Genomic DNA, 13,826 nt, shown 5'->3' with positions numbered 1-13,826 from the left:
CCATAGCGGCCGGTGAACATCGTGAGCCACGGATGGAAACTAAATGTTCCCATTTATCTAGACAGGCGGTCGAGCCGGCTCGGCAGACTAGTTTTAGGACACAGGCGCCATCAAGTGCGGCTGACACTTGCGAAAAAAGGGCGCCCTGCGGACACCCCTGTCAGCGATTATTTTGCTTTTTCAATCACTTGCTGCAGCGCGGCTTCAATTTGCGGCAGCCATTTGTCGCCCTCAGCTTTATTTTTCGCCTTCGCTGCTTCTAAGTAGTGTGTCGCTTGATCGTTCAAGGTGTTGTAGGCCTCGTTGCCGAGCAGCGTTTTGATATCATTTTCCATCATGTTAATAAAAAGCGCACCTTCTAAAGCGGTGATCACCGACTTGTCTTGCCCCCAATTTTCTTGGCTTTCTTCATACTCATGAAGGGCCACTTTCGCCCATCCACGCACGAACGCGTGGTTCACTGCTTTCGGATCGAGCGTTTTGACGTCCGTCTGCAAGTCGAACTGTTTCAAAATATAGTCGGCTTCCTCGGCCGCATGCCGTTTCATATATGGATAGACGGACTGATAAAACGCCCAGCCTTCCGCCTGCTTCACTTTTGCCTCTTCGGCACTTTCTTTCGCCGCAGCCGCTGCCTTTGCCGCGTAGCCGTGCGGCAGCGCTCCGCTCGCTAAGTAAAATGTTTTCATCAACGTTTTATCGACGACTTGCTTGCCGAGGGCGAATGCCAGCGCATCGTCGTTTTGGACCGCTTGCTCCATTTGCGCGAACGCGCCGCTGATCGCGTCAACTAACTTCGTTCCATAGGCCGCATCACGCTTTTCCACCGTCGGCTGCAAAATCGCGTAAAACGCTTTTGCTTCCTCGATCTCTTCTTTCACTTCCTCTTTATTGGCCCAATGTTCTTCCGCTTCAGTAAACTCGTGTTTGATCGTCGTGTAAAACACTTTTTGCATCAACTTATCAAAAATTTGCTTGACGACCATCGGCTCAAGCGACCCGTCTTTTCCGGCAGCCAATGCCGTCGTAATATGCTGGTCAAGCGTATCCTCCAACTCTGCATCGCGCTTTTGCACAAGCGGCTGCAGCTTTTCTTTGTATAAGCTTTCCACTTTCGCGAAATCAACCGTCGCGCCCTGTTTTGCTTTATCAAGCTCCGCCAACGCTTCGCTGAAGGCACCGGCGTAATCCACGTCCGCCTGTTCGCTTTCCTCTTCCGTTTTCGTCTCCGTTTTCGTCTCTTCTTGTTTCTCTACGGCCGTTTGATTGCTGTTTTCTTTTTCTGTCCTCGCCGTCTGTTCGCTTTGGCCGCAGGCGGCAAGCGCCAACGCCGCGGCCGTGAACACGGCCATCCACTTCCATTTCCAGGACATTATGTATCCCCCCGCTATTTTGATAATGATTTTCATTAACACGATTTATTATAATAGATAATGATTTTCACTGTCAATAAGTCTTTGCTAAAATGAGGACATGTTTCATCTCTGCGTGATGAAAAGAACACCATGCCAATAAAAAAGATCCACGTTCATCGAACCGTGGATCTTCCGCCAAGTTACACATGTTTGCCGACAAGCTGGACAAGCGCTTCTTTCGGCTGGTAGCCGATCGCTTTATCGACAAGTTCGCCGTTTTTGAACACGAGCAGCGTCGGAATGCTCATCACGCCGAATTTCGCTGCTGTTTCTTGGTTTTCGTCAACGTTGACTTTGACGATTTTCACCTTGTCGCCCATTTCTTGATCAAGCTCCTCAAGCACCGGAGCGATCATGCGGCACGGGCCGCACCATGGCGCCCAAAAGTCAACGAGCGCGACGCCGTCTTTCGTTTCTGCGGCGAATGTTTGATCTGTCGCATTGATAATGGCCATGCGAAATCCCTCCCATATGCTAGAATGCTGCAAGCAAAGTATACCATGGACATTTGAAACGACGCGAATATTTTGCCTCGTTTCTAATATTCGCTTCGCGGTGGAATTTATCCAAGAAAAAACGGGCAGCGCGTGCCACGCCACCCGTTTGGGCTGATTACGAATGCACTTTCAGCTTTTTGAATTCTTCGGTCAGGAGCGGAACGACTTCGAACAAATCGCCAACAATGCCGTAATCGGCCACTTTGAAAATGTTCGCTTCCGGGTCCTTGTTAATGGCGACGATTACTTTCGAGTTCGACATGCCCGCCAAGTGCTGGATGGCGCCTGAGATGCCGCAGGCGATGTAAAGGTCTGGCGTCACGACTTTCCCGGTTTGACCAATTTGCAGCGAGTAGTCGCAATAGCCGGCATCGCACGCCCCGCGCGACGCGCCGACCGCACCGCCCAATACTTCGGCCAACTCTTTGAGCGGCTGGAACCCTTCGGCACTTTTCACGCCGCGGCCGCCGGCGACAATCACTTTCGCTTCCGTCAAGTCGACTCCTTCGGCCGTTTTGCGGACGACTTCTTTGACGATCGCGCGCAAATCTTTAATCTCGACCGCCATCGATTCAACGCTGCCGGAACGCGATTCATCGCGGTCGAGCGGCGCGATGTTGTTCGGGCGCACCGTCGCAAAGATGATGCCGTCAGTGACGATTTTCTTTTCAAACGCTTTGCCGGAGTAGATCGGGCGCGTGAACACAATGTTGCCGCCCGCTTCTTCGACCGCCACCACGTCGGAAACAAGGCCGGCGTCCAGCTTCACGGCCAGCTTCGGCGACAAGTCTTTGCCGAGCGCTGTATGGCCAAAGACAATGGCTTCCGGCTCTTCTTTGTCGATCACCGCTTTTATCGCTTGCGAATAGCCGTCGGACGTATAAAATTTCAAGTTTGGATGCTCAACGACAACGACGCGATCCGCCCCGCGGAAAATCAGCTCATTTGCATGCGCTTGCACTTGATCGCCGACGAGCGCCGCCACAACTTCCCCGCCTTCAGCGATCGTTTTGGCCGCTGCGATCGCTTCAAACGAAACATTGCGCAGCGATCCGTCGCGAACTTCTGCCAATGTTAATACTTTGCGTGCCATGTTTCAGTCCCCCTACCCTTATTGTTCATGGTTTCCGTCCGTTAGAGAGCGCCGACAACCGCACCGTCTGCCGTTTTAAACGACTTTCGCTTCGGAGCGGAGCAGCCCGACAAGCTCTTTGACTTGATCAGCAATCTCGCCTTGCAAAATTTTTCCTGCCTCCCGCTTCGGCGGCAAGAACACTTCGATCGTTTTCGTTTTCGCCTCGACCTCGTCCTCGTCAAGATCCAAGTCATCAAGCTCGAGCTCATCAAGCGGTTTCTTTTTCGCTTTCATAATGCCTGGCAGCGACGGGTAACGCGGCTCATTCAGCCCTTGTTGGGCGGTGACAAGGAGCGGCAGCGACGTTTCGATCACTTCCTCATCCCCCTCGACGTCGCGCACAACGGTCACTTTTCCGCCGTCGGCAATGTCAAGCTTCGTAATCGTCGTCACGTATGGGATGCCGAGCAATTCCGCCACGCGCGGGCCGACTTGCCCGGAGCCGCCGTCAATGGCTACATTGCCGGCCAAAATCAAATCCGGATTTTTATCTTTTAAGTATTCGGCGAGCACTTTCGCGGTCGTATATTGGTCTTGCTCTTCGACATCGTCGTCAATGTTGATGAGCACCGCTTTGTCGCAGCCCATAGCGAGCGCTGTGCGCAGCTCTTTTTCCGCTTCCTCGCTGCCGACGGTGACGACTGTCACTTCGCCGCCGTGTTTGTCGCGCACTTGGATCGCCTCTTCGATGGCGTATTCATCGTACGGGTTGATGATGAATTCAGCACCTTCCTCGTTAATCTTGCCGTTGACGATGGAGATTTTTTCTTCCGTGTCAAACGTGCGTTTCATCAACACAAAAATGTTCATGTCGTTCCCTCCTCGGTTTGATTGAACATTGTTTCATGTTCCAACATTCAGATATTGACAAAGATTATTTCCCTTTAAAGACGGGCGGCCGTTTTTCCAAAAACGCCTGCACGCCTTCTTTTGCATCCTCGGATCCAAACACGCGGCCAAACCATTCCGCTTCCTCGCGCACGGCCTCAACGAACGTTTTTTCCTTGGCGGCGTTAAGCAACTCAATAACCGCCCGAACGGAAAGCGGACTTTTGGCGGCGATCTTTTTCGCCAGCGCTTTGGCCTCGTCAAGAAGCCGTTCTTCCGGCACCGCCTTGTTGGCAAGCCCCCATTGCACAGCCTCTGCGCCGGTAATCGGCTCGCTCGTCCACATCATTTCGGCTGCCTTACCAAAGCCGACGTAGCGCACAAGCCGCTGCGTGCCAGCAAATCCAGGGATGATGCCAAGCTGCAGCTCCGGCAGGCCGAGTTTGGCGTTTTCCGCCACCACACGAATGTGGCAGCTCATAGCCAGCTCCAACCCACCGCCTAATGCGGCGCCGTGAATCGCCGCAATGACTGGTTTGGAAAAGCGTTCGATCCGCTCCATCACGAGTTGGCCGTTGCGCGACAAGCCGGATGCCTCCTCGACGGAAGCGATGGACGTGAATTCTTTAATATCGGCGCCGGCTGAGAAAAACCGCCCCTCGCCATGAAGCAACACGACGCGCACGTCCGGGTCGATCTCAAGCTCGTCCAACACGGTTGAAAGCTCTTTCAAAACCGCTGATGAAAGGGCGTTCGCCGGCGGCCGCGAAAACGTCACGACAGCGACGAACTCCTCTTTCGCTACGCGAAAAAAATTCATGAAGCCTCTCCCCTTTCTGCCTTTCCTAACGTCCGGCGGCGCACCCTTTGACGAGCAGTTCGTACACCGGATCGGCGAGGGCGGCCAAGTCATACTTTTGCTCGTTCATCACCCACGTCGTCACCGTTTCATCCAGGGTGCCAAAGATCATTTGCCGAGTGAGCCGGACGTCTAAATCTTGGCGAAACTCCCCTTTTTCCATCCCCTCCATGATGATGCGGTCGATGAGCCGCAAATATCCTTTCAGCACCTCATTGATGCGATGGCGCAGCTCTTTGTTCGACTGGCGCAGCTCAAGCTGCGTCACGACCACCATATGCGGATCAGCGGCGAGGGCGGAAAAATGAGTTTTCACCAATACATACAATTTCTCTAGGGGGCTTGAAATTCCTTCTGTCTCTTGTTCAATTTTCTCGATGAACGCCCCCATCTTTTCCTGAAAAAGCGAAATTAAAATATCCTCTTTGTTTTTAAAATAAAGGTAGATCGTGCCGTCGGCGACACCGGCCTGCTTGGCGATTTTCGACACCTGTGCTTGATGGTAGCCGTGCTCGGCGATGACGACGACGGCAGCGTCAATGATTTGCTTAAATTTCGGCTTTTCCCTCCGCAATATGGATTCTCCTTTTCTCACTTTCCATCCGCCAAATGAATGAACCATCATTCATATTTTCATTTTACGGGCAATTCTGCCGATTTGTCAAGCTTCTTTTTCTCCTCTTCCACCAACACGCGGCGCAAAATTTTGCCGATCGTCGTCTTCGGCAATTCGCTGCGGAACTCGTAGATGCGCGGCACTTTGTAAGCAGCCAGGCGCTGGCGCATAAACGCGTCAAGCTCCTGTTCGCTGCACATCTCCCCCGGCTTTAACACGACGAACGCTTTCACCGTCTCGCCGCGGTACGGATCCGGAACGCCGATCACGGCCGCTTCCTGCACTTTCGGGTGCTCATACAGCGCTTCTTCGACTTCGCGCGGGTAAATGTTGTAACCGCCGGCGATAATGACATCTTTCTTGCGGTCGACGATATAAAAATACCCACGCTCATCCATATATCCAATGTCACCTGTATACAGCCATCCGTCGCGCAGCACTTGCTCGGTCTCTTCCGGACGATTCCAGTAGCCTTTCATCACTTGCGGCCCGCGCACGACGAGTTCTCCACGCTCTCCCGGCTTTGCTTCCTCACCCGTTTCCAAGGAAATGATTTTCGCGTCCGTATCCGGCCACGGAACGCCGATGCTTCCTTTCACCCGTTCGCCATCCCAAAGGAAGTTGCTATGGGTGACAGGGGACGCCTCGGTTAACCCATAGCCTTCAATCAACTTTCCGCCCGTCGCCCGTTCAAACTGCTCCTGCACCTCGACCGGCAGCGGAGCGGAGCCGCTGATGCAGACGTTGATCGAGGATAAATCATATTTCGGCAAATCCGGATGGTTCAACAAAGCGATGTACATCGTCGGCGCGCCTGGGAACATCGTCGGCCGGGTGCGCTCGATTGCTTTTAATGTTTGCTTGACATCAAAGCGCGGGAGCAGCACCATTTTACTCGCCATCATCACGGACAAATTCATCACCGTCGTCATGCCGTACACGTGGAAAAACGGAAGCACACCGAGCACCGTTTCTTTTCCTTTTTCGCATTTATACACCCAATGGGCACACATGAGCGTATTGGCGATCAAGTTGCGATGCGTCAACATGGCCGCTTTCGGATGTCCCGTCGTGCCGCCTGTATATTGCAGCAGCGCCACATCTTCCACCGGATCGATGTCCACCCCGATCGGAGCGGTTTCCTTCTGACTGACGATCGTGCGGAACAGATGAACGGTTTCGCTTTCCGCGATGCGGACGATGGGCATGTTTTGCTTCCGCTGCACAAGCGGATACAGCCATTTCTTCACCGTGGGCAAATAATCTTGCATTCTCGTGACAATCCAATGTTTGACCGGCGTCCTCCCTTTCACCTTTTCCGCCTTTGGATACAGAAGATCCATCGTCACGAGCACCGAGGCGCCGCTGTCGTTCAGCTGGTATTCAAGCTCATACTCGGTGTAAAGCGGGTTCGTCTGCACGACGATGCCGCCGGCTAGGAGCGTCCCGTAGTAGCTGATGACCGCCTGCGGGCAGTTCGGCAGCATAATCGCCACCCGATCCCCTTTTTTCAATCCGATCGTCCGCAAATAATGCGCGAATGTCAATGCTTGCTCGTACAGCTCGCGAAACGTCATCGTTTTGCCCAAAAAGTCAATCGCCTCATGGTCTCCGAATTGTTCCGCCGTCTCCCGCAAATAGCCAGAAAGCGTTTTCTTTGGATAGTCGAGCGTAGCAGGAATGGACGGCGGATAATGAGCGAGCCATCGCTTTTCCATCACAATCCCCCCTTGCTCTTATTTTATTCTATTATTCTCAATTTTTCATCACAAAAAAAGAACGCTGGAACTATATCCAGCGTCACCAAAACCAATACATCAACCCCGTCAAAAGAAAACAGGCACAGATGACAAACAAAATTTTCGCCAACACATCCATCGATCTGTTGCGCACCGCCATATACACAATGCCGCCGACCAACAGTAGACCGACGATGATCAACAGCCCTTTCACTACTGCGTCCATCGCTTTGTTCCCCTTTACTGAATGCCTTCGCCGATCACAAACGACAAGCCGACAGAAATGACCATCGAAATAAAGCCGACCGCCCGGTTGTCGTTGGCGATTTCCTCATCAATATTGAACTTCGGCGTCAAAAACTCGTAAATAAAGTATGCCGCCAATAAAAGCAAAAACCCATATACGCCCCAGCCGACCATCGATAACAGCGACTCATGGCGGTCAAGCGCATAGCGAAAAATGTTGGCGATGCCAAAAATCTTTCCGCCCGTCGCCATCGCCACCGCCACATTACCGTTGCGGATTTCCTCCCAATTTTTGTATCTCGTCACCAGCTCAAACACGGCCAAAAACACGACGATGCACAACACCGCGACGCTGAAATTGGCCGCCGTTCTCACCATGTCGTGCTCCCAAAACGGCGTCATCACTCTCTCCCCTTATCATTTCAGTTCGACGACCGTCACCCCAGTGCCGCCTTCATTCGCCGCGCCGAACCGGAAGCTCTTTACCGCCCGATGCTGTTTTAAAAACTGCTGCACTCCTTGGCGAAGCGCGCCTGTTCCTTTGCCGTGGATGATCGAGACGCGCGGATAGCCGGCAAGTACAGCGTCATCAATATATTTTTCCAGCCGAACGAGGGCATCTTCGTACCGTTCGCCGCGCAAATCAAGCTCGAGGCTCACGTGGGCGTCCTTGCCTTTCACCGTCGCAATCGGTGTCACTTCTTTGGCCGGCGCGCTGCCGATATACTCCAAGTCGCGCTCGCGAATTTTCATTTTCAAAATACCGAGCTGCACTTGCCATTCGTCCTCTGACACTTTTTCGATCAAATACCCTTTTTGGTTTAAGCTCGTCACTTTCACTTCATCACCCGGCTGGAACGCATGGCGCGCCGCCGTTTTTTTCGCCTTTTTCCGTTTTTCCACCGTCGGCATAGCAGAAGCGAGCCGCTGTTTCGCAGCGATAAGCTCGTGCTCTTTCACTTCCGCCTGCTTTTCTTTTTGCAGGCGGCGCAGCTCGTGGATCACCCGTTCCGCCTCGCGTTCGGCAGCACGGATGATGTCGGCCGCCTTTTGCGCCGCCTCGGCGAGCTGCTCTGCTTTTTCGTCTTCCAGCTCTTCGAGTTTCTGTTCCCACTCGGCGCGCAGCCGCTTGGCTTCCTCAAGCGCCACGCGCGCCCGCGCCTCATCTTCCTCGGCTTGCTTTTTGCTTCGCTCGAGCGAAGCGATCATGTTTTCCACGCTATGGGTTTCAGCACTCACTTGCGCCTTCGCCCGCTCGATGATCCGCTCATCGAGCCCTAAGCGGCGCGAGATGTCAAAGGCGTTGCTGCGGCCGGGGATGCCGATCAACAAGTTATACGTTGGGCGGAGCGTTTCGGTGTCAAATTCAACGCTCGCGTTCACCACCCCGGGGCGGTTGTAGCCGTACGCTTTCAACTCCGGATAATGCGTCGTCGCCACCGTCCGCGCCCCGCGCCCGTGCACCTCGTCCAAAATAGCAATGGCAAGCGCCGCCCCTTCTTGCGGGTCGGTGCCCGCTCCGAGCTCATCAAAGAGCACAAGGCTTTCCTCATCAACGTGGCGCAAAATGTCGACGATATTGACCATATGGGACGAGAACGTGCTCAAGCTTTGTTCGATCGACTGCTCATCGCCGATATCCGCGTACACTGCGCGGAACACGGCCGCTTCCGACCCGTCGGACGCCGGGATAAACAGCCCGGCTTGCGCCATTAATGTCAACAAGCCAACCGTTTTTAACGTCACCGTTTTTCCGCCGGTGTTCGGCCCAGTGATGACAATTGTCGTATAATCACCGCCCAATACAATGTCGTTTGGCACCGCTTTGTCTTGGTCGAGCAGCGGGTGGCGCGCCTGCAAAAAGCGGAGGTAACCGCGATTGTTAACTGCCGGTTTTGCCGCCTGTAGCCGGCGCGCGTATTTCGCTTTGGCAAACAAGAAATCCAAATGAGCGAGTGCCGCAACCGCCCGCTCGAGCGGTTCGGCCTGTTCGGCCACTTTGGCTGAGAGCTCGCGCAAAATGCGTTCGATTTCTTGCTTTTCTTTCGCCCGCGCCTCGCGCAGCGCGTTATTCAGCTCGACAACCGCCTGCGGCTCGATAAACAGCGTCGCCCCGGACGCCGACTGGTCATGGACAATGCCGCCGTAAGCGCCGCGGTATTCTTGCTTGACTGGGATGACGTACCGGTCGTTGCGGATCGTAATGATCGCATCCGACAGCCGCTTTTGTGCCGATGGCGAGCGGATAATGCTTTCGAGTTTTTCGCGGATGCGCGCTTCGGCCGTCCGGATTTGCCCCCGGAGCGAACGAAGACGGTCGCTCGCTGCGTCCAACACCTCGCCATGCTCATCGATTGAGCGGCGGATGTCCTCTTCCAGCGCCGGCACTTCGGCAAGCTCATCGGCATAGCCGGCAAGCCGCATAAGCCCGCCATGCTCTTCCTGCAAGTCGGCAATTAACCGCTTTATTTGCCGGCTCGCCGCGGCCGTCGCCGCCACCTCGAGCAGCTCAAGCGGACTTAACATGCCGCCGATCGCCGCCCGTTTCAAATGCGGACGGATGTTGACGACTCCATCAAGCGGCACATAGCCGCGCAGCCGCAACACCGCGGCCGCTTCATCCGTTTCTTCGAGCCAAACCGCCACTTCGTCCAAGTCGGACGACGGAACAAGGGCGGTGATTTTCTCTAAACCGAGCGCGGATGACGCATGCTCGACCAACTGCTCTTTCACTTTATCGAATTCTAGGGTGTGAAGCACTTTTTGTTGCACGTATCTAACCCCCAGCTGATTCATTTCTTTCGTTTGGCGCGCAAAAACTGTTGCAGTTTCTCAAGCGGCCATGTGTTGATGACCGTCTCTTTTTTGATCCAGCCTTTCCTTGCCGTCGCCACACCAATCGCCATATCATCGAGCATGTCCAAATGGTGGGCGTCCGTGTTGATGGCGATGTACGCCCCCGCTTCCTCCGCTTTTTTCACATAAGCAGCCGACAAATCGAGCCGGTTCGGGTTGGCGTTGAGCTCGAGCACCGTTTTCGTCTTCGCCGCCAGCTCGATCAGCCGCTCGATATCGACGTCATAGCCGTCGCGCTGCCCGATCAGCCGGCCGGTCGGATGGGCGATGACATCGACATACGGGTGGAAAAGCGCCGCTTCAAGCCGCTTCATGATCGTCTCGCGTGGCTGTTTGAACGCAGAGTGAATGGCAGCGATGACAAAATCGAGCTCCTTGAGCACGTCATCATCGTAATCGAGCGTCCCATCCGGCAAAATATCCATCTCGATGCCGGCTAAGATCGTAAAATCGGAATAGCGCGCGTTCAGCCGTTCAATTTCCTCGCGCTGGCGCCGCAGCCGCTCCGGCGTCAAACCGTTGGCGACTTTCAAATAGTGCGAATGGTCGGTAATGGCGATATACCGGTAGCCGCGGCGGCGACACGCCTCAGCCAGCTCCTCGAGCGAACACGCCCCGTCGCTCCACGCCGAATGCATATGCAAATCGCCTTGGATATCGTCAACATGGACAAGTGGATAATCCGAAGAATACCGCTCGACTTCCGTACCGTCTTCGCGCAGTTCAGGCGGAATGTACGGCAACCCGAAGTGGACGTAAAACGCCGGTTCATCAGGGAATGTTTTCACATCCCCTGTCGTTTGGTCTTCGACGCCGTATTCGCTAATTTTTTCCCTGCGCTCTTTGGCGAGCTGGCGCATGCGCACATTATGCTCTTTCGATCCGGTAAAATGGTGAAGCGCGGTCGCAAACTCGGCCGTGCTGACGAGCCGGAAATCAGCCGCCACTTCATAATCGTATTGAAAAAGAAGCGACACTTTCGTTTCTCCGGCGGCGATCACCTCGCGGATGCGCGAAAGACGAAGGAGCGCTTCGCGCACTTCGGACGGGCGATCAGTAGCGATCACATAATCCAAATCTTTCACCGTTTCCTTCAAACGCCGCAAACTGCCGGCCCGTGAAAAACGGATCACCCCATCCATTTCGGCAAGCTGGCGCTCGATATCAACCGCCATCGGCAACACCCAGGCAAGCGGCAGCCGCTCGGGGCGTTTGCCTGCTTCCTCAATCGCCGCCAGCAGCTTTTCTTCTGTTTTCGCCCCGAAGCCGGGAAGCTCTCGTACTTTTCCCGCAAGGCACGCTTCCTTCAATCCATCCATATCGACAATGCCCAGCTCTTGATGCAGCTTGGCGATTTTTTTGCCGCCAAGCCCCGGGATCGTAAGCAAGGCGAGCAGCGTTTCCGGAATGTCGCGCTTTAATTCCTCTAGCACCGATGATGAACCGGTTTCGACAAACTCGGTGATGATCGCTGCCGTGCTTTTGCCGATGCCGGGAATGGCGGTGAAATCGCCGATTTCCGACAAGCTACGTTCGTCCGCTTCCAACGCGCTCGCCGCTTTGCGGAACGCGTTCACCTTAAACGGGTTCTCCCCTTTGATCTCCATGTACAATGCGATCGTTTCGAGCAGGCGGATGACTTCTTTTTTATGGACGTTCATTCTCGTCCCCTTCCTTTCCCAAAACACCGCGGCCGCGCTCCGTTAGACGCGGCCATGAATCCACCAGTTGTCAAGCATCTCTGACAACACCGGCGTATGTTTCACAATCACGGTTGCCATGAGCGAACGCTGCAGCTGCTCTTGAACGCTGTCAATCGGCACGAGCGCACCGATATACAAAAGCAAAAAGACGAGCAAATACACTTCCGCAAATCCGAGCGCGGCCCCCGCCAAGCGGTTGACGCTGCGCAGCAGCGGCAGCTGGGCAACAAAATCGAGCATCGAACCGATGATCTGGAGCACGATTTTCACCACAAAAAACAAAAGGGCGAACGAAATCGCGCGGTAATACGCATCATCTAAATGCGTGCTCTGAAACAACAGCTTTACTGTCTCCGGATCGCCGAACGTCGGATACGGAATCCAGAGGCGCAGCGTCGGCACAAACCGCTCATAGTACCTATAAGCGACAAAAAAGGCGATGAGAAACCCGGCCATATGGATAAATTGGAGAATAAAACCGCGCTTCAGTCCGATCATCGCGCCTAACAGCAGGACAAATAAAAGCACGACATCAATCATCGTCTTCCCCATCCTTTTCCTCTTTCAGCTTAGCCGCAAGCCGATCGTACTCTTGCTTCAGCTTTAAATATTCGTTGGCGATATTGACGGCCGTCAACACGGCCAGCCTCGGTACATCAAGCATCGGGTTTCTTTCGCTGAACTCGTGCATTTTATCGTCAACGAACGCCGCCACAAGCCGGATATGGGCCGGGCTTTCCGTGCCGACGATCGTATAGTCTTGACCGTAGATGCGGACGCTCACCCGCGTTTTTGGCTGTTTTGTCAAGCTTTCTCCCCCATTTCGCCAAATCCTACTGTTTATCATATCACGAACGCTGGTATAATGGAAAGATGCGACACAAAGGGACCCAAAAGAGGATAAAGGAGAGAGCGAACGTTGTCAAACTATGTGATTCAAGCCGACCAACAGCTGCTTGCCGCCTTGCGCGCCCACTACGAAAACGCCTTGTCCGACCGGCTTCCGCCCGGAGCGTTGTTCGCCGTCAAGCGCCCGGATGTCACGATTACCGCCTACCGCTCGGGGAAAGTGCTGTTTCAAGGGAAAGCGGCGGAGCAAGAAGCGGCGAAATGGATGGGGGAGCAGGGAGCTGACCCAGCCAAACGACAGAGGAGAGAGAGCACCTCGCCCCCATTGGAACATAGGCTCGCGAAGCTTTCCGCCATCGGTTCGGATGAAGTCGGCACCGGAGACTATTTCGGCCCGATCGTCGTCGCCGCTGCCTACGTTGATCGGTCGCATATCGCCAACATCGCGGCGCTTGGCGTGAGAGATTCAAAACAATTGAACGATGAAGCGATCAAACGGATCGCGCCAGCCATCATGAAAACGGCACCTTATGCCGTCACCGTGCTAACTAACGCCGAATATAACCGCTGGCAGCGAAGCGGCATGCCGCAGACGAAAATGAAGGCGCTCCTTCACAACCGGACGCTCGCCAAACTCGTTGACGCTATCGCGCCGATCGAACCGGAAGCGATCATCATCGACCAATTTTTAGAACGCGACTCGTATTTCCGCTACCTTGCTGAGGAAGACTGCATCGTCCACGAGCGGGTGCATTGCCTCCCAAAGGCGGAAAGTGTCCACGTAGCCGTCGCCGCCGCTTCGATCATCGCCCGCTATGTGTTTTTAGAAGAGATGGAGCGATTATCGCGCACCACCGGCTTCCCGCTCCCGAAAGGCGCCGGTGCTGTCGTCGATGAAGCCGCGGCCCGGATCATCCGCCTGCGTGGGGAAGAGATGCTTGAGACGTGCGCCAAGCTTCATTTTGCCAATACGAAAAAGGCGCTTGCCATCGCCAAGCGCCGGTAATCGTTTCGATCCGCGTCCATGGGAAACGTTAGCGTCGCTGCGACGGCCGGCCCGCCGCGGCTGAACGACGCGGTTTT

General features: G+C 54.5%; 14 protein-coding genes. 1 reads left to right on the top strand and 13 read right to left on the bottom strand.

Annotated features, from left to right (window positions below; all coding sequences use genetic code 11):
• Positions 1 to 167: 167 nt before the first annotated feature.
• The 13 genes from GS3922_RS02785 to zapA all read right to left on the bottom strand — a co-directional run bounded on the left by GS3922_RS02785 (position 168) and on the right by zapA (position 12,702).
• Positions 168 to 1,373 (bottom strand): hypothetical protein, encoded by a 1,206-nt coding sequence (locus GS3922_RS02785; RefSeq protein WP_063165076.1) that lies wholly within the window; start codon positions 1,371 to 1,373, stop codon positions 168 to 170.
• 182 nt (positions 1,374 to 1,555) lie between these two features.
• On the bottom strand, positions 1,556 to 1,870 hold the full coding sequence (trxA, locus tag GS3922_RS02780) for a thioredoxin (RefSeq protein WP_063165075.1): 315 nt from the start codon (positions 1,868 to 1,870) through the stop codon (positions 1,556 to 1,558).
• Positions 1,871 to 2,027: 157 nt separating this feature from the next.
• On the bottom strand, positions 2,028 to 3,005 hold the full coding sequence (locus tag GS3922_RS02775; RefSeq protein ID WP_063165074.1) for an electron transfer flavoprotein subunit alpha/FixB family protein: 978 nt from the start codon (positions 3,003 to 3,005) through the stop codon (positions 2,028 to 2,030).
• Between the two features lie 75 nt (positions 3,006 to 3,080).
• A complete protein-coding gene (locus GS3922_RS02770; RefSeq protein WP_063165073.1) occupies positions 3,081 to 3,857 on the bottom strand; it encodes an electron transfer flavoprotein subunit beta/FixA family protein in 777 nt (258 codons plus the stop codon).
• A 64-nt stretch (positions 3,858 to 3,921) separates the two neighbouring features.
• On the bottom strand, positions 3,922 to 4,695 hold the full coding sequence (locus tag GS3922_RS02765; RefSeq protein WP_063165072.1) for an enoyl-CoA hydratase: 774 nt from the start codon (positions 4,693 to 4,695) through the stop codon (positions 3,922 to 3,924).
• Positions 4,696 to 4,720: 25 nt separating this feature from the next.
• Positions 4,721 to 5,308: a fatty acid metabolism transcriptional regulator FadR gene (locus GS3922_RS02760; protein ID WP_063165071.1), complete on the bottom strand. Its 588-nt coding sequence runs from the start codon at positions 5,306 to 5,308 to the stop codon at positions 4,721 to 4,723.
• A 59-nt stretch (positions 5,309 to 5,367) separates the two neighbouring features.
• Complete coding sequence (locus GS3922_RS02755; protein WP_063165070.1) at positions 5,368 to 7,068, bottom strand: long-chain-fatty-acid--CoA ligase; 1,701 nt, start codon at positions 7,066 to 7,068, stop codon at positions 5,368 to 5,370.
• 82 nt (positions 7,069 to 7,150) lie between these two features.
• Positions 7,151 to 7,315 (bottom strand): hypothetical protein, encoded by a 165-nt coding sequence (locus GS3922_RS17780; protein ID WP_168157869.1) that lies wholly within the window; start codon positions 7,313 to 7,315, stop codon positions 7,151 to 7,153.
• A gap of 14 nt (positions 7,316 to 7,329) precedes the next feature.
• On the bottom strand, positions 7,330 to 7,737 hold the full coding sequence (locus GS3922_RS02750; protein WP_063165069.1) for a DUF350 domain-containing protein: 408 nt from the start codon (positions 7,735 to 7,737) through the stop codon (positions 7,330 to 7,332).
• A 15-nt stretch (positions 7,738 to 7,752) separates the two neighbouring features.
• On the bottom strand, positions 7,753 to 10,107 hold the full coding sequence (locus GS3922_RS02745; protein WP_318825729.1) for an endonuclease MutS2: 2,355 nt from the start codon (positions 10,105 to 10,107) through the stop codon (positions 7,753 to 7,755).
• Between the two features lie 20 nt (positions 10,108 to 10,127).
• Positions 10,128 to 11,852: a DNA polymerase/3'-5' exonuclease PolX gene (gene polX, locus GS3922_RS02740; protein ID WP_063165067.1), complete on the bottom strand. Its 1,725-nt coding sequence runs from the start codon at positions 11,850 to 11,852 to the stop codon at positions 10,128 to 10,130.
• Between the two features lie 42 nt (positions 11,853 to 11,894).
• Positions 11,895 to 12,434 carry a CvpA family protein gene (locus GS3922_RS02735; protein ID WP_063167287.1) on the bottom strand — a complete coding sequence of 180 codons (540 nt, stop codon included), beginning with the start codon at positions 12,432 to 12,434 and terminating at the stop codon, positions 11,895 to 11,897.
• Positions 12,427 to 12,702, bottom strand: coding sequence for a cell division protein ZapA (zapA, locus tag GS3922_RS02730; RefSeq protein WP_063165066.1), 276 nt, complete (start codon positions 12,700 to 12,702; stop codon positions 12,427 to 12,429). Before zapA ends, GS3922_RS02735 begins: the two co-directional genes overlap by 8 nt.
• Before the next feature lie 111 nt (positions 12,703 to 12,813).
• On the opposite strand from zapA, the gene rnhC reads away from it, so the two are divergent.
• The gene (rnhC, locus tag GS3922_RS02725; protein ID WP_063165065.1) at positions 12,814 to 13,749 is read left to right on the top strand and encodes a ribonuclease HIII; all 936 of its coding nucleotides are present in this window, start codon (positions 12,814 to 12,816) and stop codon (positions 13,747 to 13,749) included.
• Positions 13,750 to 13,826: the final 77 nt, after the last annotated feature.

Source organism: Geobacillus subterraneus, from assembly GCF_001618685.1.
Taxonomy (GTDB): Bacteria; Bacillota; Bacilli; order Bacillales; family Anoxybacillaceae; genus Geobacillus; species Geobacillus subterraneus.
This window is presented reverse-complemented; position numbering and strand designations above follow the sequence as displayed.

Bases quoted from the DNA above. Each gene is read 5' to 3' on its own strand.
- GS3922_RS02735 (WP_063167287.1), bottom strand. From the start codon at position 12,434: ATGATTGATGTCGTGCTTTTATTTGTCCTGCTGTTAGGCGCGATGATC.
- GS3922_RS02775 (WP_063165074.1), bottom strand. From the start codon at position 3,005: ATGGCACGCAAAGTATTAACATTGGCAGAAGTTCGCGACGGATCGCTG.
- GS3922_RS02750 (WP_063165069.1), bottom strand. From the start codon at position 7,737: ATGACGCCGTTTTGGGAGCACGACATGGTGAGAACGGCGGCCAATTTC.
- GS3922_RS02755 (WP_063165070.1), bottom strand. From the start codon at position 7,068: ATGGAAAAGCGATGGCTCGCTCATTATCCGCCGTCCATTCCTGCTACG.
- GS3922_RS02765 (WP_063165072.1), bottom strand. From the start codon at position 4,695: ATGAATTTTTTTCGCGTAGCGAAAGAGGAGTTCGTCGCTGTCGTGACG.
- polX (WP_063165067.1), bottom strand. From the start codon at position 11,852: ATGAACGTCCATAAAAAAGAAGTCATCCGCCTGCTCGAAACGATCGCA.
- GS3922_RS17780 (WP_168157869.1), bottom strand. From the start codon at position 7,315: ATGGACGCAGTAGTGAAAGGGCTGTTGATCATCGTCGGTCTACTGTTG.
- trxA (WP_063165075.1), bottom strand. From the start codon at position 1,870: ATGGCCATTATCAATGCGACAGATCAAACATTCGCCGCAGAAACGAAA.
- GS3922_RS02785 (WP_063165076.1), bottom strand. From the start codon at position 1,373: ATGTCCTGGAAATGGAAGTGGATGGCCGTGTTCACGGCCGCGGCGTTG.
- GS3922_RS02770 (WP_063165073.1), bottom strand. From the start codon at position 3,857: ATGAACATTTTTGTGTTGATGAAACGCACGTTTGACACGGAAGAAAAA.